20 protein-coding genes are annotated in these 22,619 nt (G+C 42.2%); 5 read left to right on the forward strand and 15 right to left on the reverse strand.

Annotated elements, in window-relative coordinates:
- The first annotated feature begins 322 nt into the window (after nucleotides 1–322).
- On the forward strand, nucleotides 323–577 hold the full coding sequence (gene rpsT, locus ACO03U_RS08850) for a 30S ribosomal protein S20 (RefSeq protein ID WP_161870470.1): 255 nt from the start codon (nucleotides 323–325) through the stop codon (nucleotides 575–577).
- A 566-nt stretch (nucleotides 578–1,143) separates the two neighbouring features.
- Here the strand turns inward: rpsT and recQ are convergent.
- From recQ to ACO03U_RS08900, 10 genes are all read right to left on the reverse strand, one after another.
- Nucleotides 1,144–2,907: a DNA helicase RecQ gene (gene recQ / locus ACO03U_RS08855; RefSeq protein WP_204686974.1), complete on the reverse strand. Its 1,764-nt coding sequence runs from the start codon at nucleotides 2,905–2,907 to the stop codon at nucleotides 1,144–1,146.
- A 299-nt stretch (nucleotides 2,908–3,206) separates the two neighbouring features.
- The gene (gene holA / locus ACO03U_RS08860; RefSeq protein ID WP_204687025.1) at nucleotides 3,207–4,235 is read right to left on the reverse strand and encodes a DNA polymerase III subunit delta; all 1,029 of its coding nucleotides are present in this window, start codon (nucleotides 4,233–4,235) and stop codon (nucleotides 3,207–3,209) included.
- 108 nt (nucleotides 4,236–4,343) lie between these two features.
- Nucleotides 4,344–6,659: a DNA internalization-related competence protein ComEC/Rec2 gene (locus tag ACO03U_RS08865; RefSeq protein WP_423104610.1), complete on the reverse strand. Its 2,316-nt coding sequence runs from the start codon at nucleotides 6,657–6,659 to the stop codon at nucleotides 4,344–4,346.
- Nucleotides 6,643–7,131, reverse strand: coding sequence for a ComE operon protein 2 (locus ACO03U_RS08870; RefSeq protein ID WP_204686976.1), 489 nt, complete (start codon nucleotides 7,129–7,131; stop codon nucleotides 6,643–6,645). The genes ACO03U_RS08865 and ACO03U_RS08870 overlap by 17 nt, the downstream gene beginning before the upstream one ends.
- 44 nt (nucleotides 7,132–7,175) lie before the next feature.
- A complete protein-coding gene (locus tag ACO03U_RS08875; protein ID WP_423104613.1) occupies nucleotides 7,176–7,862 on the reverse strand; it encodes a helix-hairpin-helix domain-containing protein in 687 nt (228 codons plus the stop codon).
- 238 nt (nucleotides 7,863–8,100) lie between these two features.
- Complete coding sequence (locus ACO03U_RS08880) at nucleotides 8,101–8,715, reverse strand: HAD-IA family hydrolase (RefSeq protein WP_204686977.1); 615 nt, start codon at nucleotides 8,713–8,715, stop codon at nucleotides 8,101–8,103.
- Nucleotides 8,716–9,352: 637 nt separating this feature from the next.
- Nucleotides 9,353–10,696 carry a PFL family protein gene (locus ACO03U_RS08885; RefSeq protein WP_204686978.1) on the reverse strand — a complete coding sequence of 448 codons (1,344 nt, stop codon included), beginning with the start codon at nucleotides 10,694–10,696 and terminating at the stop codon, nucleotides 9,353–9,355.
- A gap of 65 nt (nucleotides 10,697–10,761) precedes the next feature.
- A complete protein-coding gene (locus tag ACO03U_RS08890) occupies nucleotides 10,762–11,028 on the reverse strand; it encodes an ACT domain-containing protein (RefSeq protein WP_161870478.1) in 267 nt (88 codons plus the stop codon).
- Nucleotides 11,029–11,194: 166 nt separating this feature from the next.
- A complete protein-coding gene (locus tag ACO03U_RS08895; RefSeq protein WP_204686979.1) occupies nucleotides 11,195–11,863 on the reverse strand; it encodes a 2,3-bisphosphoglycerate-dependent phosphoglycerate mutase in 669 nt (222 codons plus the stop codon).
- Nucleotides 11,864–12,062: 199 nt separating this feature from the next.
- Complete coding sequence (locus tag ACO03U_RS08900) at nucleotides 12,063–12,638, reverse strand: GNAT family N-acetyltransferase (protein WP_270789357.1); 576 nt, start codon at nucleotides 12,636–12,638, stop codon at nucleotides 12,063–12,065.
- A 202-nt stretch (nucleotides 12,639–12,840) separates the two neighbouring features.
- Between ACO03U_RS08900 and ACO03U_RS08905 the strand changes: the two genes are divergently transcribed.
- Nucleotides 12,841–14,199: an MATE family efflux transporter gene (locus ACO03U_RS08905; protein ID WP_204686980.1), complete on the forward strand. Its 1,359-nt coding sequence runs from the start codon at nucleotides 12,841–12,843 to the stop codon at nucleotides 14,197–14,199.
- A 115-nt stretch (nucleotides 14,200–14,314) separates the two neighbouring features.
- Here ACO03U_RS08905 and ACO03U_RS08910 read toward each other — a convergent pair whose 3' ends face one another.
- Genes ACO03U_RS08910 through ACO03U_RS08920 form a run of 3 tightly spaced genes read right to left on the reverse strand, consistent with a single transcriptional unit; the run spans nucleotide 14,315 to nucleotide 16,153 of the window.
- Nucleotides 14,315–14,704: a P-II family nitrogen regulator gene (locus ACO03U_RS08910; RefSeq protein WP_204686981.1), complete on the reverse strand. Its 390-nt coding sequence runs from the start codon at nucleotides 14,702–14,704 to the stop codon at nucleotides 14,315–14,317.
- Complete coding sequence (locus tag ACO03U_RS08915) at nucleotides 14,697–15,473, reverse strand: DUF1538 domain-containing protein (RefSeq protein WP_204686982.1); 777 nt, start codon at nucleotides 15,471–15,473, stop codon at nucleotides 14,697–14,699. Before ACO03U_RS08915 ends, ACO03U_RS08910 begins: the two co-directional genes overlap by 8 nt.
- A complete protein-coding gene (locus ACO03U_RS08920) occupies nucleotides 15,470–16,153 on the reverse strand; it encodes a DUF1538 domain-containing protein (RefSeq protein ID WP_161870484.1) in 684 nt (227 codons plus the stop codon). The genes ACO03U_RS08915 and ACO03U_RS08920 overlap by 4 nt, the downstream gene beginning before the upstream one ends.
- Nucleotides 16,154–16,370: 217 nt before the next feature.
- On the opposite strand from ACO03U_RS08920, the gene ACO03U_RS08925 reads away from it, so the two are divergent.
- On the forward strand, nucleotides 16,371–17,726 hold the full coding sequence (locus tag ACO03U_RS08925; protein WP_204686983.1) for a metallophosphoesterase: 1,356 nt from the start codon (nucleotides 16,371–16,373) through the stop codon (nucleotides 17,724–17,726).
- Between the two features lie 496 nt (nucleotides 17,727–18,222).
- Here the strand turns inward: ACO03U_RS08925 and ACO03U_RS08930 are convergent, their stop codons facing one another.
- Both ACO03U_RS08930 and ACO03U_RS08935 read right to left on the reverse strand, forming a co-directional pair.
- Nucleotides 18,223–18,879 (reverse strand): 3D domain-containing protein, encoded by a 657-nt coding sequence (locus ACO03U_RS08930; RefSeq protein ID WP_204686984.1) that lies wholly within the window; start codon nucleotides 18,877–18,879, stop codon nucleotides 18,223–18,225.
- Nucleotides 18,880–19,403: 524 nt separating this feature from the next.
- Nucleotides 19,404–19,544 (reverse strand): hypothetical protein, encoded by a 141-nt coding sequence (locus ACO03U_RS08935; RefSeq protein WP_202625870.1) that lies wholly within the window; start codon nucleotides 19,542–19,544, stop codon nucleotides 19,404–19,406.
- 307 nt (nucleotides 19,545–19,851) lie between these two features.
- On the opposite strand from ACO03U_RS08935, the gene ACO03U_RS08940 reads away from it, so the two are divergent.
- Both ACO03U_RS08940 and ACO03U_RS08945 read left to right on the forward strand, forming a co-directional pair.
- The gene (locus tag ACO03U_RS08940; RefSeq protein ID WP_161870487.1) at nucleotides 19,852–21,324 is read left to right on the forward strand and encodes an amino acid permease; all 1,473 of its coding nucleotides are present in this window, start codon (nucleotides 19,852–19,854) and stop codon (nucleotides 21,322–21,324) included.
- A 192-nt stretch (nucleotides 21,325–21,516) separates the two neighbouring features.
- Nucleotides 21,517–22,485, forward strand: coding sequence for an L-lactate dehydrogenase (locus tag ACO03U_RS08945; RefSeq protein WP_204686985.1), 969 nt, complete (start codon nucleotides 21,517–21,519; stop codon nucleotides 22,483–22,485).
- Nucleotides 22,486–22,619 lie beyond the last annotated feature (134 nt).

Consider the following 22,619-nt stretch of genomic DNA (forward strand, 5'->3'; position numbering starts at 1 on the left):
GAAGAATATCCCACATAATCTGCTTCTAATCTCGAATGCCCCCGAATAATGCCAGCGAATAAAGCCGAAACCGGACTTACAAAAACACCATCACCAGTATCCTCTTCATTCTCGCAGATTAAAAGAGGGCGTTGATCCTTTTTTAATGACTCTTCAAGCTAAGAAACACCAATAACTTTCCCTTCATAGTTAAGAAATGACTGTTAAGGGAAAATTCTTTACATTCTTTTATTGCAATGCGATAAAGGTTTAGGTATAATGACTAGTGTTGATTTGTACGATTTTATTCGTACAATACTTTTTTTTCGGAGGTGAATATCCCATGCCAAACATTGAATCTGCAATTAAACGCGTAAAAACAAGTGAAGTGGCTACTGCTAAAAACGCTTCTCAAGTCAGCGCAATGCGTACAGCTATCAAAAAATTTGAACAAGCAGTCGAAGCAGGTGCCGATAACGTAGATGCGTTGTACAAAGACGCTATCAAAGCTATCGATATGGCTGAAACAAAAGGCCTGATCCACAAAAACAAAGCAAACCGCGACAAGTCTCGTCTGACTAGCAAACTTGCGAAATAAACCGAGCTGCCCTTCTAGGTTAGCTTAAAAAAACTCCGCCAGAGGATTTATCCTCTAGCGGAGTTTTTTTAAGAACTTATCAAAAATTAACCTCCAGAAAGCCTGATGTATCGGAAATGAAGTGGTGTATCATAGCGTCATTGAGATGCTCGAAAAAGGTGAAATTTAGCGATCTGGGAATTGGGTTGACGGTAGCTAGGCCGGAAAAATGCCAAATACAAAACAATTTGCCCCTTTCTTCTGAGCTTCAAACTTAGAGTAAGTATCATAAGTGCCACCAACGCTAAGTACTTTTGCTAGTCTTTTTCAGCCTGCTCTGCTTAGAAATGACTGTATGGGCAATGATTTATAGTCATCTCAGACTATAGAGCTGCTGTCAATCCAATTCTGCTCCGCTAAATCTCACCTTTTTCACGGTATATGCTACCTTACAAGAAAATAATTTGCTGAATTTACGATGCAAAGGGAATAAATCGCTTATCGATAAACTAGGGTGGACTCGCTGGAAGCGAGTTGCCCTGTTTTCTTATTAACCAGAATCGGTAGCTTAAATTGAATTCTTAACTTTATTCCTTTGTTTCCTCTTGATAATTTTGCAAAATCTCCAAAAAGATAGCCCCGTATTTATCAAGCTTATTTTCACCAATTCCTTTGATTTGCAACATATCTAAGCGACTCTCTGGACGTTTTTCTGCTAATTCTCGTAAAGTTTGATCGGAGAAAACGACATATGGTGGTAAATTCTGATCCGTAGCCAGTTCGTAGCGCTTTTGCCGTAGTAGTTCAAACAAGGTATCATCCATAGCGATTTGTTTCACTTTTTGTTGTTTGCGATAAACCGTTTCTTGCCCACGTAAAACACTTACCCCTTCTTCGGTAATTTTCAGTGTCGGGTACTCCTCTTGACCGGCTGTTAAATACCCGCTTGCTGTCAAATAATCAACCAATGCGGTTAAGTCTTTTTGGGTCCAGCCTTTCATCAGCCCATAAGTCGACAGTTCGTCAAAATGCCACTGCTTCACCTTTTGATTTTTTGATCCCGTTAGTACTTGGACCACCAATCCTTTGCCAAAACGTTCTCCCATACGTTTCACACAGGATAAAATCATTTGGGTCTCCTGGGTAACATCCACCAGCTCCCGCTCGTCCAAACAATTCCCGCAGTGACCACAATCTGGCCCATCTTCTCCAAAATAGCGCAAAATATAGCGCTGCAAACACAATTGTGTATGGGCATATTGATTCATTTCTCTTAGTTTCATAAATTCATTGTTCTTATAATCTTGATCTGCCTCTGATTGTTGAATAAAAAAGCGTTGCAGCTGAATATCTTGGGGCGCATAAAATAAAATAGCTTCACTAGGTAGACCATCTCGCCCCGCTCGACCTGCTTCTTGATAATAAGATTCCAAATTACCCGGCATTTGGAGGTGAATGACATACCGAACATTGCTTTTATCGATTCCCATCCCAAAGGCGTTCGTGGCTACCATGACGGTTACCCGATCATAGATGAAGTTTTCTTGGTTAAAGGTTCGTTCGCTTTCTGTCATGCCTCCATGGTAACGACCTACTTTGATCCCAGCCTTCTGCAAACGATTGTACTGCTTTTCCACTTCTTTACGAGTAGCACAGTAAATGATTCCAGCTTGATCAGCATTGGTCCGCAAATACTCCATTAGATAACTTTCCGGCCGATCCTTCACCACTGAAAAAGCTAAATTTTTTCGTTCAAAACTGGTCTTTACCAGATGGTCATCTGCAATCTGCAGCAACTGTTGAATATCCGCTGCTACTTGCGGTGTGGCTGTAGCAGTCAAAGCGACTACCGGAACCTCGGGTAGCTCTTGCAAAAAATCTGGCAACCCTAAGTAGCTAGGGCGAAAATCATGGCCCCATTGAGAAATACAGTGGGCTTCATCCACCGCTACCAAACTGATTGAGACACTGTGTACCAACTGCAAAAAATCTGGAGCGGTCAACCGTTCTGGGGCAACATATAATAACTTAACTTTACCTTGGCGAACCTCAGCCATCCGCGTTAGACTCTCTCCCCGTGATAGCGAACTATTGATATAAGTCGCCGGCAACCCTAGTTCCACGAGGGCATCCACTTGGTCTTTCATCAAAGCAATCAATGGCGAAACCACCAAGGTCACTCCTGGTAAAAGCAAGGCTGGCAGTTGGTAACAGACGGATTTCCCACCCCCGGTAGGCATAATTCCCAATGTATTATCGCCAGCTAATACTTGCTGAATAATTTGCGCTTGGCCTGGTCGAAACTGATCATAACCGTAAACCCGTTGCAACAATGCTAATGCTTCTTCCAAAAAAGGTTCCCTCCATCTAATGCATCCCTGACTTATTTTCTGACAATCGTTACTAAGAAAGGCTGAACGAACTCATTTAGTCCTCGAAAATTATGGCGCAACCGACAGATGATATTCTTTATCATGAGTCGGTCGCGACTTGATTTCAGAAGATGCTAGTTGAACTTAGCGACTTTTGCGGTCCAACTGTATGAGTTAGCTGAGCTAGTTCGTGAAGCCAGATTTGTTTAGACTTGGCATGCTAACATTTTCACTTGTGAAGATGTTATTATACCTTAGTCTACAAGGGAAACGACGGATCAAAATTGATCCGCCGCCTCCAGTATCGTCAATTCAAAAAGTAGCTCTTTATCCATTTTTCCAGTCTTGACAAGGTAGTCGTTTTCAATCAATTGATCATAGACTTTCATTAAGGTAGACAATGAAAAACGGCGAGCCTGTTGCATCGCTAGTTTCACACGATAAGGGTGAACCCCAAGAATACTAGCGATATTGGACTGCTGATTGCCCTGCTTCATCAAGATCTGAGTTTGCAGTAACAAACGTAACTGGCTCAACAAGATAGCGTTTAGTTTAATCGTTTCTTCACCTTGCAACAATAAATCTTGATAGAGGCGCAGAGCTGCTTCTGTTTGACCGGTCAACAAGTAGTTCGTCAGGTCAAATAAATTATGATCCAAAGTCTTAGGAATTAAGGCCAACAAAATCTCAGGAGTGATGATTTTATCAGCGCCAGCATATAAGACGAGCTTTTCCAATTCCCGCATCCCTTTGGCTAAATCTAAATCGGTCAACTGGATAAACAAATCCAGTGTTTTCCGGTCCATTACCAAACCGCTATTTTCTACGGAACGTTTTAAATAAACCGTTGCATCTTTTTCGCTTAGAGGTTGTGCCTCAATCACGGTTGCGGCTTTTTTTATGGCTTTGGTAATTTTTTTCCGTTCATCCAACTTTTCGTAAGGAGCGACAAAAACAATCACTGCCGTATCGGCGGGGTGTTGTAAATAGGTCAGAAAATCGGCAAAATCATGTTCCGGCGCAGCAGTCTTCTTTTCTGCGGTAAGGAAAAATGGATTTTCCACTATGATCAACCGTTTATCCTCTGACGAAAACAAAGGCAAGGTATCCGCTTCAGCAACCACCAGATTTAGATAATCCTGTTCCATATCAAAGACCACCAAGTCCAAATCATCCTTGGTTAATTGCAGTCGCTCCATAAAAGCCTGACGAATTTTATCTTGGAGGTATTGTTCTTTACCTAAAACAAGATAAATCGACGCTAAGGGTTGCGTCTTTATCGCTGTCAGTGCACTTTGGGCATCCATTTTTTTCACATCCTTCACAACAAGCACTCCCTGAGATTTCAGAAAAGCGACTTCTTCTCTCGTGTTATCCTATCATTTTGTCTATCAAAGTGCAACGACACCAAACATTCAATCCTGACTGATTACCGATTCCGGCTGTACCGGTATCACTCCCATCACATAACGATAATAAATCATCCCCATCTGATCGGTCCGTAAACAATGCACCTGATTTTCGGCTAACGTCTCCAAAACTTCTTGATGAGGATGACCAAAACGATTGTCTAAGCCACAGGAAAGCACTGCTTCTTGCACTTGTAATGTGGCTATGAAAGCTGGATGACTAGCGGTTCGACTGCCGTGATGGCCGGCTTTCAGCACATCAACGGTTAACTTTGGATAGCGTTTCAAAAGAGCAAGTTCTCCTGCCTGGTCCAAATCACCAGTAAATAAAAATTGTCTTTGGCCCATCCTTGCGCTGATCACTAAAGAATCTTCATTTTCCCCTTGACTAGCCTTTTTTGGCGCCAAGACCTCCAGCGCAAAATTTGTCGATAAACGGCTACCAGCTGTCACTGTCCGCACTTTTGTCTTTTGTGGGATTGTTGCTAATAGCCTGGCCACATTAGGATGCTTTTGAGCCCCTTCGCCAATCACCAATTCTGTCACAGGAAAGTGTGCCAACACCGCGGAAACATCCCCCAAATGATCACTGTCTCCATGGGTCAAAATCAACCGATCAATTCGCCTTATACCTTCGCCTTTTAAAAAGGGAATCAAGGTGCTTTCCGCATTATCTTTCACCCTACCCGTCGCCCATGCTTCTTTGGCAAGACCAAGGCGACCACCAGTATCAATCACGGTAACCTCTTGATTCCAACGATGGCGTAAAACGATGCTATCCCCTTGACCAACATCCACAAAAGCAATCATCTGGTCCATCGGTAAACTAGCCGTTAGCCAGGGAAAAACGATACAGACCAAAATCAGAACACGTATTTTTCCTCGCTGAAGCAACAATAAACTGGCAACTAAACAAAAGCTAACCACCCACAGCTCTGGTTTACCAGTGATTATGGAAGCAAAGTTTGCTTTTTGTAAGAGCGCTCCTAAACCAGTGAGGCCCTCCTCAATAACTACCAGTCCTCCTCCTTCATGGGGCATCCCGACTAAGGAAAGAATCAGTAAAAGCAAAAATCCCGGTAACAAGACCCCACTAAAAAGCGGAACACAGACTAAGGACAATAAGCCCCCAGTCCACGACCATTCACCGAAGAGATACATCAAAAATGGCGCTGGTAAAAAAGTCAATAAGCCCCCTTGAACCAGTTGCTGGCTAGGCTTCCCACTAGTTGGCAACAAGAGGATTAACCAGGCGAGATACAAAGAAAGCTGGCCGCCGGTAGTCAGTAAAATTCGTGGCCAAAGCACTAACATCATCACTAAGACAACAGCAAAACGATCCATCTCTGTCAACCGCAAGCGGAGAACCTTTAGAGTGCGACGAACAAAGTAAAACAAACAAGCCCGCAAGACACTGCTGCTACCACCAAAAATAATCCCACCCACCAATAAGCAACCACACAGAGGAACATAAGATTCAACTGCAGTCAGTCGTAATCGCCGCAGTCCTTTGTCTAACAAACCAAAGAAAAATACCAGATGCATTCCTGACAAACTAAACAGATGTAAAATGCCTGTCTTCTGAAAACCCTCTGATAATCCTTGAAAGGCGGCATCCTTAAACCCGAAAAGGAGTGCTTTAAGATAACTGGCTGTCACCGGTGGAAACCGATCCTCCACATGGTTAATCAACTGACCCCGTTGCCGTCGAATCACGTTGCTAAACTTTTCCCATAAGGTTACCTTGGCCTCTTGGTCCCACTTCCTAAAGTTTTTCACAAACAAGGTGCCACTGTAACCATTGTTTTTCAGATAATCCTGATAGGAAAAGCCATGAAGATTTCGTTGGGGACTCCCCTTTGACCACTTACCGGTTAATTGGAGGGCTAGTTGCTGGCAACGAGCCTGTCGCCAGGTTTGCTGTTGTTTTTGCGTTTTAGCAATTACGGTGACCCGCAGCTTGTGTTGCTCATTTATCCCGTCAAACTGAATCCGATCACCGTTGATTTCGATGGTATCTCCTAAAACTGTCACTACTTTGTTCACCCTCGCTCCCTCCGCTAGCTCCTCAGGTGGCGGTAGGCTCAAACCAGTGATTGAAAAGAAAATACCCAAGCGCAATAGACACAAAAAGCTGCAGAAAATACCAGCAGCTAAAAGCCACCACCATCTTCTACAGCAGAAAACTAACACAAAATAACTAACCAGTAACCAAAAGCAAAGCATCTGGGTCGTCAAAGCTAAAACTACGCAAGCTGTCAACAGACTCGGGAAAATCAGTCGACCTTGCCCTTTAAAAATCCCTTCAGCCTTCAGAAGCATCCTCCAAAGCCCGAGCGGACAATTTTTCAAAATAATTTGGATCCAATGTTACTTGATGGACGGAAGCCCCCACCCGTTTGATTAATTCCATCGCATAGTTGTCATTGCGATAATCATGGAGATAGTGAATCTTTTTGACCCCAGCTTGCAACAAAGACTTGGTACAATTCAAGCAGGGAAAATGAGTGACAAAAATTTCTGATTGGTCAGCGGAAATCCCCAATTTTGCACATTGCAATAAGGCATTGATTTCGGCATGTAACGTCCGGATACAATGTCCATCTACGACATAGCAGCCTTCATCGATACAATGGACATCCCCAGAAACTGCGCCATTGTAGCCCCCGGCGATGATGCGTTTGTCTTTGACTAATGTCGCGCCTACTTCCAAGCGGGTACAGGTGCTACGCAAAGATAACAAAACAGCCTGTGCCATAAAATATTGGTCCCATGGAATTCGTTGGTCCGTCATAATTTTCTCCTTTAATGGTTATTCAAACCTTTGATCAGTATTAGTTATATTGTAATAGATGATCGCAGTTTTTCAACTGTCTTTTCACCAATTCCCGAAACTTCTTTGAGGTCCTCCAGGGCTTTGAAGGGACCATTTTCCTCCCGATAGCTAATGATGGCTTCTGCTTTTTTCTGGCCAATTCCAGACAAGGTGGTTAATTGGGCAATATCTGCTGTATTGATGTTGACTTTTCCTTCCTCCGTGGGCGTCTCAGGGCTTCCTGAAGCAACGGCGGGTTCGGTCTCTGGCCGTGTAACAACGGGTTCTTGTGCTTGCTCCTTGGCTTCGGCTTTCGTCAAAACATAGATAAACTGCTGATCAGCCACTAACTGAGCCCCGTTAATCAGCCAGTCGCACGCCTCCTTGGTCAACCCACCCGCTTTATTGATGACATCATATACCCGATCACCAGTCGTCATCTGGTACACACCAGGTCGTGCCACAGCGCCTTTGATATCGACATAAAGCACTGTCATAGCGACGGATTGCTGGCTACTTTCAGCGACTTGAGTCTGACTTGTCTCATCTAAAAATCCAACACCCTGATTTGCGGCTTCACTAATCGTGAGCGGGGCATTATTGTCAGACAAAAACAGTCTGCCGCATACCGCTCCAATTGCCAATAAGAGACAAGCAAGGAACACGCATATTGGTTTTTGATAGGCTTGAAGCCATTCTTTGATTTCCATTGCACTTTCCTCCTTTCAAAATAAAATACGCAAAAAAACTCCCTGGCGACAAAACCAAGGAGCCTTTCATATAAGATAAAGAACTGATAAAAATTTAAGCATCAAAAAGGGAACCTAGCGGGATTTCGGAAAAGGAGATCCTGCTGTTATTTTGCTGATTGGAAAAGTTGAAATTCACCGGTCCCACTGCGATCCAAGGAATTCCCCAGAAGAGAGCCAACTTCCCTTTTTTCAGCCATTATTTTTTTAAAAGTTGCGTCATTTCCTGAGGGCTATGGTAAACAAAATCAGCATTAACATCAGATAATAAGCCTTCATTATCAAAAAAGCAGGAGCGAATCCCCGCTCGATTGCCAGCCAAAACATCCATGATTCGGTCCCCAATCATGACGCTTTCTTCCGGTACCATTTGATATTTGTTTACTAGATAAAGGATAGCCTCAGGATCAGGTTTACGAGCAAAATTCATTTCCGGGCCAACGATTTCTTCAAAATAAACCAACAGATCGTGTTTTTCCAACATTTTCTTTGTATCTTCTCCCCAGCGATGGGTCATGATAAACTGGCGAGCCCCACTAGCTTGAATGGCTGCAAGCATTTCTTTGACACCAGCAAAAGGGCAAGGTTCACGCTTGTCTGCTGCTTCAAACCCGTGTAAATCTTGTGTAAAGCTAACAAAATCAATGCCATATGTGTCGGCCACTTTTTTAGAAGAAAATTCCTTCAGCATTTTATAAACTTCACGTTCATCAGCCGTTACCTCATTTTTTTGCAGAACCTTCATCACTGCTTGTAAAATCATTGGATAGGTATCGTATAACGTCCCATCAAAATCCCAGATAAAATTTTTCATCGTCTTTCTTGCCACTGCCTTTCTACGGTTTCATCATCACTACTTCCTAACATAAACGATAACCCTAACTGACGCAAGAATTTTAGGATTTTTCAATGGAATTTTCACGACTTTTCCAGATTCCCTTAGAGCCTGCCATTTAGAAAAAAATAGCGTAAGTTCTTAAAACCTACCAGTAGTAGCGTTGGCCTACTAAAAAAGCCGGGCAGCCTTGCTTCCGGAGAATCCCTCGGGTAGTAGTGGGACCGGTAAATGCCAACAATAAACAGTTGTCATTTTGCTAGTTCATCTTAGCGAATTCTGCTTAGATGAACTGTATACGCCATGCTTTTGATAGCTCCTTGCCAAAGTCAAACTTGTTGTAAGTCCAACAAAAAACGTTGACCACAACGAATAATTCCGCTGACATCTGTGACATTCCTACCCGAGTAAATCACTTGCAACAAGACCAACCGTTTTTGTTTATAAACCTTTTTATTCTGAATTCGTTTTAAGTTAATCGGTTATTTCTCAATCTGCTATCTATTGTGAAAATGGCTTTCACATGGATTAAAACTCATAAATACCTTAATTTAAAAAAGCCGATTCTGAGGAGAGTGACGTCTCGCGAATCGGCAGTTTTACTTGGCAAATAACATTAATTTTTAAAGCTATGAATCGGTGACGGAATCCGGCCTCCTCGTTGGATAAAGTCAGTGGATTTAGCTGGATTGGTCTTCATCACTGGTGCCCGACCTAACAGACCACCAAATTCCACCATATCTCCTACTGATGTCCCCTGAGCAGGGATGATACGTACCGCAGTCGTCTTGTGGTTGATGACCCCAATCGCTGCCTCATCGGCAATCATAGCTGCGATGGTGGCTGCTGGTGTCTCTCCAGGAATCGCAATCATATCCAAACCTACTGAGCAAATGGCTGTCATGGCTTCAAGTTTTTCTAAGTTTAATAAGCCTTTTTCCACCGCCGTAATCATCCCTTGGTCTTCTGAAACAGGAATAAAAGCACCCGATAAACCGCCCACATGATTGCAGGCCATGACGCCACCTTTTTTGACGGCATCATTTAAGAGTGCCAAGGCTGCTGTCGTTCCATGAGTACCTACAGAATCTAAGCCCATCTCTTCCAAAATATCCGCCACACTATCCCCGACAGCTGGCGTCGGTGCCAAAGATAAATCAACAATCCCAAACGGAACGCCTAAACGTTCAGAAGCGATTTGTCCCACCATTTGCCCCATCCGCGTGATTTTAAAAGCGGTCTTCTTGACGGTTTCCGCCACCACATCAAAGGATTCCCCTTTGACCTTTTCCAAGGCTCGCTTGACAACACCAGGACCAGAGACCCCCACATTGATTTCACAGTCGGCTTCTCCTACCCCGTGGAAGGCTCCCGCCATGAATGGATTATCTTCCACAGCATTCGCAAAAACCACGAGTTTGGCACAACCCATATCAGAAGCTGCGGCCGTTTTTTTGATTGTTTCCCCCATCAATGCCACAGCGTCCATATTAATCCCAGCTTTTGTGGAACCTATATTGACAGAAGAACAGACAAAGTTGGTTTCTGCCAAGGCTTGTGGAATCGATTTAATCAAAGCTAAATCCGCTCCCTGATAGCCTTTTTCCACTAAAGCAGTGTAACCTCCGATAAAATTGACGCCTAACTCTAGAGCACAACGATCCAAAGTTTTTGCAAAAGCAACACAGTCTTGCCCACCACTGGCTGAAGCTACGATTGCAATCGGTGTGACCGAGATTCGCTTATTGATAATTGGGATTCCAAATTCCAATTCAATATCATTGCCGACTTTTACCAAATTTCGTGCTTTTGTAGTGACTTTGCGATAGATATTGTCACACGTAGTTTGAACATCCGATGCAATACAATCCAATAACGAAATCCCCATCGTGATGGTTCGAATATCTAAATTCTCCTCTTCCACCATCCGAATTGTTTCCAAGATTTGATTTGTCTCCATAAAGTACCCCCACAGTTAAAATTATCGCCTAAAAAGTAGGCCCATGTTATTCAGCAAACTGCTTTTTATAACTTATGCATCGCGTTAAAAATTTCTTCATTCTGCACTTTAATGGAGACACCAAGAGATTCTCCTACTTGATTGAGCTCTTTACGTATTGTTTCAAAATCGCTGCTTTTATCCATGGTCAACATCATCATCATGGTAAAGTAATCATCCATAATCGTCTGGGAGACATCCAAAATATTGATTTCCAATTCCGCCAATTTTTGGCTCACTCCGGCAATAATCCCAACTTTATCTTTCCCAATCACTGTTAAAATAACCCGCATCTGTAAAACTCCCCCTTTGATTTTTTCATAGTATAGCATATCTAGACGAACAAAACGGAATAATTGTTAACAATTGAACTTTTTCAATGTTTTTCGTTCGGATTTCCATCAAGTTATATTAAAAATCCCTCTCACCTATCAGCTGACTAGCGTTTTAACCATTCTTTTAGAGCACTTCCTTATGAATAATCTGTAGTTTTTCATCAAATTCATACAAAATCGGTGTTGCATTAGGAATCTCGATTTTATCCATCTGGTCTTCCGGCACATTTTCCAAATATTTCACCAAAGCCCGTAAACTATTGCCATGTCCGCACACCAATACATTTTTCCCATCATGTAATAAAGGAGCAATCTGATCTTGCCATAACGGAATAACCCGTTGAACGGTCATAGCCAAGTTTTCACCATGGGGAATACTTTGAGGATCCAACTGCTGATAACGACGATCAAAATGATTTGCTTCTTGTAAAGGAGGCATCTCATAATACCCACGGCGCCACTTTTTCACTTGTTCAGGCCCATATTTAGTAGCCATCTGCTCTTTGTTTTTCCCCACCAAAGCCCCATAATGCCGTTCATTTAGACGCCAAGTCTTATCCACTGGCAGCCACAGCTGATCACAGGCTTCCAATACCGTTTGGCAAGTAATCAACGCCCGCTGCAAGACTGACGTATATGCATAGTCAAAAGCGATATCGGCTTTGGCTATTTTTTCGCCTGCCAGACGAGCCTGTTCCTTACCTTTCGTAGTCAGTGGGACATCTAGCCAGCCTGTCCAATAATTTTCAAAATTCGCTTCACTTTCACCGTGACGAATAATTACCATTTTCACACCTACAACAGCTCCTTTTACTGGGATCCATCTGTTACCTCTCACAAACAAGGCTGGTGACAAGCAAGAAAGGCTGGAAGGATCTTCCTAGCTTCATTATGGCAGTTTTCAGGAAACTTGTCATGACTTCTTATCAAAAAAGTGATTCGATGAAAATATACACAGATACCCCTCATCCGCTCTATTACTTGGTGACTTATCAAGAAAATCGTGCATAAGTTTTTTCTATAAAGGACGGATAGCGCAAGGAACTCGCTGTTTTTGAAGCAATTTCACGAAACCCACTTTTTTCCAATAGCTTTATACTAGGTTGATTTTCCTCGTGTACTTCTGCTAGCAATTTATCTAGCGTTAACTGCTTCATAGCAAATGTACTAATCACCATCAAGCATTCAAAGGCAATCCCTTGACGCCAATAGTTAGGATTAACAGCATAACCAATCCGCGCAACAGCTTCCTCTTCGCTAAGTATGAGGCTGATATTCCCCACTAATTTGCCCGTGGTTTTCATGTAGATTCCGTATTTCCCCAAAGGACTCGACAACTGCCAATGCACCATCATCCAGAGACTTTCCTCCAAATCCTGATGGGCTGGGTAGTCATACTTTAATGCCTCATCATCAGAAGTCAACTCATGGTATTCTAATAAATCTGACAAAGAAATAGGTTTCAAGTAAAAGCGTTCCGTTTCAAAATAATTGTTTCTCGCCAATTGAATCAGATTATCCTGGTAAGTACTTAACATCATTAGCCCTCCCTTTCCTATTACTTTCATTCTAGCATCTCCTTTAAATCCTTGACAAAAATATCCTCCACCGCCAGCAGCACAACTTTCCTCAAAGTTTAAGACACCGGTGATTTTCGCAAAAAATGACAGTCAAAAAGGCAAGATATTCCATATTCCTTTAGGCAAGAATGTGCTAAACTTAGCCTTGTTTGAAAAGTGTATGAAATTTTGCGAAAAGGAAGGAACAACCATGCGGGACTTAACAAAAGGCTTCCCAGCCAAACTCATTTTCTTATTTACAATTCCTTTGTTGGTGGGGAATATTTTCCAGCAATTTTACAATATGGTGGACATGATCATTGTTGGTCAAACTCTGGGGAAAGAAGCACTGGCTGCTGTGGGATCCACAGGTAGTATCACCTTTTTAATCATTGGTTTTGCACAAGGGTTGAGTACGGGCCTTTCCATTATCACCGCTCAGCGTTTTGGCGCCAAAGATTATCGACGTGTCCGGCGTAGTTTTGCAGTCAGCGTGGTTATTAGCCTGATCGTTACTGTTATTTTGACAGTGGCTAGCTTGCTGTTGATTGACCCCTTGTTACACGTCATGCAGACACCTTCAGATATATACGATCAAGCCAAAGAGTTTATCACGATTATTCTTGGGGGAATGTTCGCTTCCATGGCTTTCAACCTATTATCCAATATGATTCGCGCACTGGGTGATAGTCGTACACCCTTATTCTTTTTGATCTTCGCTGTAATCATCAATGTTATTTTGGACCTCCTGTTTATCATCAATTTCCAGATGGGGGTTGCCGGAGCCGCTTGGGCAACGATTATCGCACAGCTGGCCTCCTCTGTGATGTGTTATCTCTATATTCTCAAAAAAATACCGCTACTCCAGTTGAAAAAACGCGACTTTTACGTGCGGAAATCAGAATACAAACTCCATTTCAATGCCGGTTTACCGATGGCTTTTCAAACTTCGATTATCGCTATCGGTGCCGTAATTTTGCAAGCCGCTTTGAATAGCCTCGGAACCGATGTGGTAGCCGCCCAAGCAGCTGCTAGCCGGATTGATCAATTTGCTACCCAACCCATGAACTCGTTTGGTTTAGCCATGGCAACGTTTACTGGTCAAAACTTTGGCGCCAAACAATACCGACGAATCCTTACCGGCGTCAAACAATGTCTCATTATGAGTATCAGCTTTTCTTTAGTTGCCGGTTTTGTTGTGATCACATTTGGCCAAAATTTTGTCTCTCTTTTTGTCAATCCTAGTGAAACACATGTTTTTCACTTAGCCCAGCTCTATTTCAATGTGAACGGTAGTCTCTACTGGGTTTTGGCTATTCTCTTCATTCTCCGCTACACTTTACAGGGTTTAGGACAAGCAAAAGTACCGACAATTGCTGGCATGATGGAATTAATTATGCGTTCTTTTGCAGCCATCTTTTTAACACAACTCTTCAGTTATGCTGGGGCTGTTTGGGCATCTCCTTTGGCCTGGGCTGGCTCGGTCGCGGTATTACTTTATTCCTATTTAAAAGCTATTAAAGTCTTGCGAAAACTGGCGGATACCCATGAAACAGAGTTAACTGAATGAGCCCGCTCAACAAGGGGCTGATGCCAACAAAAATTGATTCCTGACCAACCTTAAAGCAATTAAAAAAGTTCCTCCTGTGCTAGCCTACATGCGCTTGTACAGGGGAACTTTTTTATTATCCTTTTGGCGAATCATCATTATCCAAGAAGGTATCCATTTCCACCACCTGGCGATAGGAATTAATCGCTGTAATCCCGACAACTTTGGAAATATCAATCGCAAAGCAAATTCCATTGCCCGGTTTGTCAATCTTAATCCCCCGGCTAATTTCATTCATGACTTCAGCCGTCAAACTATCTGGTACCAAGGTAATCACGATATCTTTTTCAGGATCAATCTCCAAGCCAAAAAACTTAGCTTTCTCATGAGCCCCTGTCCCACGCCCATGGAGAATGGTGCCACCGTTTGCGCCAGCTTTTTTGGAATGATCGATAACCTCTTCCCCCATTCCTCGATCTACAATTGTTACAATCATTTCTAAATTCAATGCTACTGGTTTATCCATTATTCTCCTCCGTTTCTTGTAACTTCCGCAGGACCGCTTTGTCCCGTTCTTCTTTTCGTTTGTAAATGTAGCCTAAAGCTAAGGTGGATAAAATCGGTGTTAAAGCGATTAACGCCACCACTCCAAAGCCATCAATCAGGGGACTGCGCCCTTCAATCTCAGCAGCGATTGCCACTGCCATGGATAAGATAAACGTCGAACACATGGGCCCGGTGGCGACTCCGCCGTTATCAAAAGCCATGGCTAAAAACATATTGTCGACTTTACGTCCCAATAAAAAGACCAACAAATAGCCGGGAATCAAGAAATAATACAAACTAAAACCAACAAGTAAACGCCACATTGACAAGGCGACTGCTACCCCAATTCCAATTGAAACTACAGCCAGAAGGACGCGACGCTTCACTGATCCGCCACTTTCTTCCTCGACTTGTTTCACCATCACATGGATTGCTGGTTCGGCAAAGCCAACTAAAAAGCCCATGATAAAACCTAGCGGAATCAAAATATAATTATTTTCTAGTCTTGCTAGCTCGGTTCCTAAATGCTGCCCTACAGGCACATAAGCTATGTTGACCCCATGGAGAAACAAGATTAAACCGACAGTCGTGATCAGAAAACCAATCATGATTTCGCTAAATTTTTTCGGTCGCAATTTTAAACTCGCAAAATTTAAGATGATAAACAAAAGAACGATCGGGGCAATCGCCATTAACACTTCCACAAGTTGCGTATCGATTCCTGTAAAAATTTGTTTAAGGAGATTCATTTAAAAATCACCCCCAAAATCATAACCGCCAATACCGGCCCTAAGGAGGAAACCCCCACCATGCCGAAACTATCACTATCCCCTTTGCCTTGGTGGATCATACTGGTAATCCCACTGGCCAATGCCAAAATAAAGGGTACTGTCACCGGTCCAGTGGTTACGCCACCTGCATCAAAAGCGATGGGCATAAACTCAGGGCTGGTGAAAAAAGACATTGCAAAGACGGCAAAATAGCCAATTAACATCATTTTATAATAAGACAGGCGAAAGAGGGTTCGCAAGAGGGCAAACGCCAGAAAAATCCCCGTTCCAACACTAACCACACCAATCAAAATCATTTTAGTGATCGCCCCGTCAGAAATATCTCGAACTTGTGAAGCTAAGACCTGTACGGAAGGTTCGGCTATCGTAATGCCGATCCCTATCGCAAATCCCAAACTCAGCATAATTACGAGGCTGCGTTTTTTGATCATATATTCCCCAACCAAAGCGCCTACTCGTAGCATGGAATAATCGGCACCAAACAAAAAGAGCGCCATACCCACCATCATAATACCAGCCCCAACGATAAAAGTAATTAAATCGTCTTGTGGTAAGGGTGCGAAGATAATTGTTAAGGCCAGTATCAAGACCGTCATAGGCAAGATAGCAACAATGACTTCTTGAAAACTTTTTTTCAATAGAATTCCTCCTTTGTGATTTTTAGGAGCGCCTATTTTCAATAATGAGAAAAATCAGACAATCAAAAGAATAGGTATCTCTAACAGCACCTAGCATCATATCCCAATAGGAAACGCTCTCTATTTAGTGTAACCTAAAATTTCACAAGATGCGAATTTGTTTTTTTCATAAATCGGTGGATTTGTGCTAAGATAGCTCAGAAAGTGAGGAATTGTCTTGAAACCGAAAATCTTTTCAAAAACCTTTTATATCGCCATAGGAATTATCTTGGGACTTGTTGTGATAGCTTTTCTGCTGATCAATACCCCTTTTACCCCACCGAATCAAAAACAATCATCTAATAAAAGTCAGCAAACCTTTTTTATTCTTTCTGATACCCATTTTCTAGCCCCAGAATTACATGATGATGGCAAGGCTTTTACCTTCATCAAAGGAACGGCTGCTGGTAAGGATCTGGACTATCAAAAGGCTAGCTTGGAAGCATTTGTCGCCACCGCTTTGAGGGATAAACCCGATGGCATCATTATTACTGGCGATCTAACCTTAAACGGCGAAAAAATCAGTGCCGAAAAAATGGTGCAGCTCTTCGCCCCACTGGCAGATGCAAAGATTCCTTTGTATTGCATTCCCGGCAACCATGATATCCACGATGGTTGGGCTCGAAAATATCAAGGATCCGAGCAAAAAACTACTCCGCAAATCAGCCCCGAAGACTTTAAAAAGATTTTTTCTCAAGGTTATCAAAATGCTCTAGCAACCGCCCCTGAGGATTTAAGTTACAGTTTATCCATCAATGCTGATTATCGTTTGATACTCTTAGATAGTAACCTATACACTCGTGATGATAGTGGCTCGCAGCCGGTGACTCAAGGCAAGTTGCGAGATTCCACCTTGAAGTGGTTAAGGGAACAATTAGAAGCCGCTAAAGAAGCCAAGCAACACAGTTTGCTTTTTATTCATCACAATCTTCTGAAGCACAATCCCACAGTTTACAAGGGTTATGTTCTGGAAAATGCCGAGACTGTAAAAAAACTTCTAAAGGACTATGACGTGCCAGCAGTCTTTTCTGGCCATATTCACGCACAAGATATCATGCAAGAAGATGGTTTAACGGAAATCGTAAGCAGTTCCTTTGCAATCATTGATCATGGCTATGGTGTCTTAACTCTCTCTGATTCGAAAATCGATTACCAACGCAAAACCATCAGTGTTTCCAGCTGGGCAAAATCGCAGACCAATTTAGATGGAAAACTCAAAAAAACTTTAAGTCAACACGATGATTACCTGTACCATCTTTTTAATCAAGATGGTCAGCGTCTTGCCTATCAAACCTTGATGGAACAAGGTATTTATGATGAAAAGTCCTTGGAACCTGTTGCCCATTTTGTTGGCCAAACCAATATCGATTATTTCCGTGGTACAGATTTTATTTCTGATGAAAAACTACAAACACTCAAACAGCAATCAGGATACCAATTGCTAGCTAAAAACTCCGATTTTCTAAAAGACTATGTTGATTTTGCCTTACAGGATCATAATCTCAACGATCAAAAATGGCGACACCGTTATTAGGATCTCCTTTGGAAAGTAAAAAGCTTTCCTTCTCTTCTAGCAAAGCAACCTGATACTACCTAAAGTTCATTGCTTGGCTTTGAAATTTGAAATTTCCACGGTAAAAGTTTTTTCACAAGATCAAAGGGCAGGATTCTTGACCTTTAGTTTTCGCTAGATTTGCCTTTTTAACGGTAAAGGGGTTCGTTGATCTTTATTTTGAATTAAGAAAGGTTGAACGAACTCGTTCAGCTCTTGAGAATTAAGGCGGAACCGACACATGATAAAGAACATCATGTGTCGGTTGCGCCTTAATTTCAATGATGCTAGTTGGACTTAGCGACTTTTGCTTAGTTCAACTGTCTGCGGTAGTAGAGCTAGTTCGTGAAGCTAGACATTTTTAGACTTGGTATTATAGAATTTACACTTGTGAAACTTTATAATACCTTAGTCTACAAAAAATGACTCGTCTCTCAGAAATAGAGAGTACGAGTCATTTTTTTCTTATTTGATTGTCTTAGTCAAGAATCGTTACTTTGACTTGACGACGCCCCCAGGCTTCGCATTGTGCGTAAGAAGAGAAATGGACATCGATAATATTACCTTGGATAGCACCACCGGTATCCACCGCATAGGCTTCCCCATATCCTTCAACATACAAATGTGTGCCCAATGGAATCACACTTGGATCGACTGCTACCGCCATCGGATTTTCTAGCAAGTTTTGACCAGTCGCCGTATAAATCCCACCACCGAGGGAGTCAGCTGGATCTGAGCTGTATGCTGTTGCTTCCATGTACATCGTCGTACCAGAGTAGTTGCTGGCAGAATCAGTATTCGCGGCTTCTGTGACAGATGTTTCTTCCGTTTGTGTTTCCGTCACTTCAGTGGATTCGTTGGATTCGTTCGTTGCTTTCGGTGCGACTGTTGCATCTTTGTCAGTATTGATAAGTAATACTTCACCATCATAGATCATGTCGGTGTCTTCAATCGCGTTATCCGCTGCGATTTTATCAATATAGTTTTCTGAACCGTAATATTTAACGGATAAGCCCCACAATGTATCAGAAGGCGCCACCACATGTTCGATTTCTGCTGCATCAGCTTTCCCGCCGAATGCCACGATCCCAGCCACTACGGCGGAACCAAATAAGAATGATTTTACTAGTTTCATAGATTCGTCTCCTTCATGTTGCAATCTGTCTTGCTGACGTAGACTATCATAACAACAATCGACCCTTTCTTGGTAACATCACCGTTACCAATTATTTCAGTCTTGTGAGATTGTTACAAAATAACAGGTTTATTGATGACGCCAGTTATGAAATCTGTAAAATCAAGCCTTCTTTGCTATTGAATTTTTCTGATAATTGTAATATGACAAAAATATTACAGGTCAAAATCGTAAATTTTGATTAATTTCCTCTTTAAATCACTATATACAAGGGAGAAAGATTACATCATTCTATCAGTTGTAATCTGAGCTTCATGGAAAAGCACCCGAATGTAAACGTTACCAAATGAATAACACCTTAATCGAGATATTTTCGTCAAAATCCCCCTTCTTTTCGCATTTTTTTGCTATTTCTTTGCAAAGTGTCTTTCTGATAACAAAAAGAGACCGTTAGCTTGGGAAACTTCCAACAAAAAAAAGACCTACGATGAGAATTCACCGTAGGCACTGGAAATGATAGCCAATTATTTATTGAAGATTTTTGGTCCTTTACGCATGTTTTTACGATCATTCTTAGGTGTTTCCATTTGTTGCGAACGACCGCCACCTTGTTTCTTTTCAATCAGTTCCTTCATTTTTGCTTTCGCATCTTTGGTTGTGCTCATTTTGCCACCGCCTTTTCGTTTCTCTATCAGTTCTTGCTTTGCTTCACTGTTTATCCTACTAGTAAATCAACTTCCCCATCATACAGAATAAGCCGCAATCAGGCAAGTAGATTTTTTTATTCCAACTAAATAGTCCAAATTTTTATAGAATTAAATAGAAAGAACATCTTTAAATCGAGGGTTAATTGTGATATTCTTAACGTTGATTTTCCCTTATTTTAAACTGTTAGAAAAGTTCCAATAATTGGTACTTTTTGCCAGCGATAATGGAAGTCATATTTTTTATTACCCGAAAAGGAGAAATGCAATGAGTACGAACCAAAAACAATTACGTTGGACCAACATTGGTATCATCGCCTTCAGTATGGTCTGGGGCTTGGGCAACGTGGTTAATAACTATGCACAACAAGGGCTCTCGGTTGTGACATCATGGATTATCATCTTACTGCTCTATTTTATTCCCTATGCCCTGATTGTCGGTCAACTAGGTTCTACCTTTAAAGACAGTAACGGCGGTGTCAGCTCGTGGGTGGAAAAAACAACTACGAAAAAGCTAGCTTTCTACGCTGCTTGGACTTACTGGGTAGTCCATATCCCTTACTTGGCTCAAAAACCCCAAGGTATCTTGATTGCCCTCGGTTGGGCAGTAAAAGGTGACGGCACACTTGTTTCTTCGCTGCCAATCACCACTGTCGCTTTGTTAAGCTTGGCAATTTTCTTAGCCTTTTTGTATCTTTCAACAAAAGGCTTGTCCACTTTGAAAGTAATCGGTGGTTTGGCGGGCTCTGCGATGTTTGTGATGTCCATTCTGTTTATCCTGTTAGCGATTGGCGCCCCAGCGATTAATTCTGGTGTTAGTTTAGCAACACCCCATATGGATAAACTATCCAGCTATATTCCTAAGTTTGACTTTAGCTATTTTACAACAATTTCGATGTTGGTCTTTGCTGTCGGTGGAGCTGAAAAAATCTCCCCTTACGTTAACCAAACGAAAAACCCTGCCAAAGAGTTTCCAAAAGGCATGATTCTTTTAGCCGCAATGGTGGGTATTAGTGCCATTTTAGGCTCAATTGCCATGGGGATGCTTTTTGCTAGCAACAATATCCCCGAAGATTTAATGGCAAACGGCGCATACACCGCTTTCCAAAAATTAGGAAACTACTATGGTATCGGCAATGCTTTGATGATTATTTATGCACTGACCAACACCGTCGGCCAGATTTCTGCCTTGGCCTTCTCCATCGATGCTCCTTTGCAAATCTTACTCGCCGATGCTGACCCAGAGTTTATTCCTCAGTGGTTACGCCAACGCACGGCAAAAGGAACCTTGAAAAATGGCTACCTTCTTACCGGGATTTTGGTAAGTATTTTGATCCTCCTCCCGGTCTTGGGTATCGGTAACATGAATGAACTTGTGAAATGGATGACGAACTTAAATTCTGTGGTTATGCCATTGCGTTATTTGTGGGTCTTCTTTGCCTTTATGATGCTTAACAAAGCCCACAAAGAATATCAATCAGAGTATAAATTCTTGAAAAATCGTAAAGCTGGTTTTGCAGTAGGCCTGTGGTGCTTCCTCTTTACCGCCTTTGCTTGCTTGTTGGGAATCTTCCCTAAGATGGAATTGGACTTGTCCTCGAAAGCTTGGTGGTTCCAAATGATCTCTAACATCTTGACACCAATTGCTTTAATCTTATTAGGCGCGATTTTACCTATTATTGCTAAACGCAACAAACGTTCCAAACCGACTGAAGATACCAAGCCTGTCTCCTCCATTTAAATCTTTGCTGTCTGCCATTTGGCGGGCAGCTTTTTTCATGTTCACGATTATAAATTAGCCAATCAACCATTGCACTGACAAAATGCTACACAAGAAACGCTTCTTTAAGGAAACCCACTTTTTGTCAACCTTACCAATCTTTGATACTATAAATTGGTATTAGATAAAGTTATTAATAGAAAGGAACATTTGATGCGCATCCAAAAATCGAAAGTCGCCATTATCGGCGCAGGCTTAGTAGGTTCTTCTACAGCCTTTAGTTTAATTACTCAAGGAGTTTGTGATGAGGTTTTACTAGTTGACTTAAACCGCGAAAAAGCTCTAGGTGAAGTCCGAGACTTGAAAAATTCCATCAAATTTTTAAACCGCAACGTCCAAGTCAAAGCTGGCGATTACCAAGACTGTGGCGATGCGGACATCGTCGTGATCACAGCGGGGGCGCCTCCCAAACCCGGTCAAACGCGTCTAGATACTTTGGACATCAGTGCCAAAATTGCTAAATCCATCGTTGAACCTGTGATGGCAGCTGGCTTTGATGGCGTCTTTATTGTCGTTTCAAACCCAGTGGACATGTTAGCAGATTTAGTCTATCAATTATCTGGTCTACCCAAAAATCAAGTATTAGGGACGGGGACTTCTATCGACTCAGCTCGGCTACAAAACTTTTTAGCGGATTTAGTCGATGTCGATCCTCGTAGTGTATACGGTTATGCGATGGGAGAACACGGGGATTCATTGATGGTTCCTTGGTCGACGGTGACTATTGCCGGCAAAGCCTTTCAAGATGTGATCACGGATAATCCCGAACTTGTGGGGGATATTGATTTGGATGATCTCGTTTTGAAAACCACACAAGAAGGTTGGGAAATCTTCAATCGCAAAGGCACGACCTATTACGGCATTGCTTCAGCTTGCGTGGGCATTATTAAAGCCATCTTATTTGATGAAAACTCGATTATTCCTGTTTCCACTCGTTTGGAAGGTGAATATGGAGAAACCGACCTCTTTGCTGGCGTTCCAGCGATTTTGAACCGCAGTGGGGTTGCAGATATTTTGGAAATCCATCTAACTGAAGCTGAAGCTGAAAAATTCCATCATTCTGCGGCGGTCATTCGTGAGAATACTGAAAAGATTCGTCAATATGTAAGTAAGAAAGACTGAGCAACTCCCTTTTCTCTCCGTATTCAAGCGAAACCGATACCTGAAACCTTTTACTCCGTACCGGTCTTATTTGCTAGTCAAAGATAACCGCCCCTTTAGTCAACCCTAGACTGAGGGGTTTTTAAATAACAAAA

It is taken from the genome of Enterococcus diestrammenae, assembly GCF_049384045.1.
In the GTDB taxonomy this organism is placed as follows: Bacteria; Bacillota; Bacilli; order Lactobacillales; family Enterococcaceae; genus Enterococcus_C; species Enterococcus_C diestrammenae.

Excerpts from the sequence above, each read along its gene's own strand:
- rpsT (WP_161870470.1), top strand. The coding sequence starts at position 323 with ATGCCAAACATTGAATCTGCAATTAAACGCGTAAAAACAAGTGAAGTG.
- holA (WP_204687025.1), bottom strand. The coding sequence starts at position 4,235 with ATGGATGCCCAAAGTGCACTGACAGCGATAAAGACGCAACCCTTAGCG.
- ACO03U_RS08865 (WP_423104610.1), bottom strand. The coding sequence starts at position 6,659 with ATGCTTCTGAAGGCTGAAGGGATTTTTAAAGGGCAAGGTCGACTGATT.
- ACO03U_RS08870 (WP_204686976.1), bottom strand. The coding sequence starts at position 7,131 with ATGACGGACCAACGAATTCCATGGGACCAATATTTTATGGCACAGGCT.
- ACO03U_RS08875 (WP_423104613.1), bottom strand. The coding sequence starts at position 7,862 with ATGGAAATCAAAGAATGGCTTCAAGCCTATCAAAAACCAATATGCGTG.
- ACO03U_RS08880 (WP_204686977.1), bottom strand. The coding sequence starts at position 8,715 with ATGAAAAATTTTATCTGGGATTTTGATGGGACGTTATACGATACCTAT.
- ACO03U_RS08885 (WP_204686978.1), bottom strand. The coding sequence starts at position 10,696 with ATGGAGACAAATCAAATCTTGGAAACAATTCGGATGGTGGAAGAGGAG.
- ACO03U_RS08890 (WP_161870478.1), bottom strand. The coding sequence starts at position 11,028 with ATGCGGGTTATTTTAACAGTGATTGGGAAAGATAAAGTTGGGATTATT.
- ACO03U_RS08900 (WP_270789357.1), bottom strand. The coding sequence starts at position 12,638 with ATGAAAGTAATAGGAAAGGGAGGGCTAATGATGTTAAGTACTTACCAG.
- ACO03U_RS08905 (WP_204686980.1), top strand. The coding sequence starts at position 12,841 with ATGCGGGACTTAACAAAAGGCTTCCCAGCCAAACTCATTTTCTTATTT.
- ACO03U_RS08910 (WP_204686981.1), bottom strand. The coding sequence starts at position 14,704 with ATGGATAAACCAGTAGCATTGAATTTAGAAATGATTGTAACAATTGTA.
- ACO03U_RS08915 (WP_204686982.1), bottom strand. The coding sequence starts at position 15,473 with ATGAATCTCCTTAAACAAATTTTTACAGGAATCGATACGCAACTTGTG.
- ACO03U_RS08930 (WP_204686984.1), bottom strand. The coding sequence starts at position 18,879 with ATGAAACTAGTAAAATCATTCTTATTTGGTTCCGCCGTAGTGGCTGGG.
- ACO03U_RS08935 (WP_202625870.1), bottom strand. The coding sequence starts at position 19,544 with ATGAGCACAACCAAAGATGCGAAAGCAAAAATGAAGGAACTGATTGAA.
- ACO03U_RS08940 (WP_161870487.1), top strand. The coding sequence starts at position 19,852 with ATGAGTACGAACCAAAAACAATTACGTTGGACCAACATTGGTATCATC.
- ACO03U_RS08945 (WP_204686985.1), top strand. The coding sequence starts at position 21,517 with ATGCGCATCCAAAAATCGAAAGTCGCCATTATCGGCGCAGGCTTAGTA.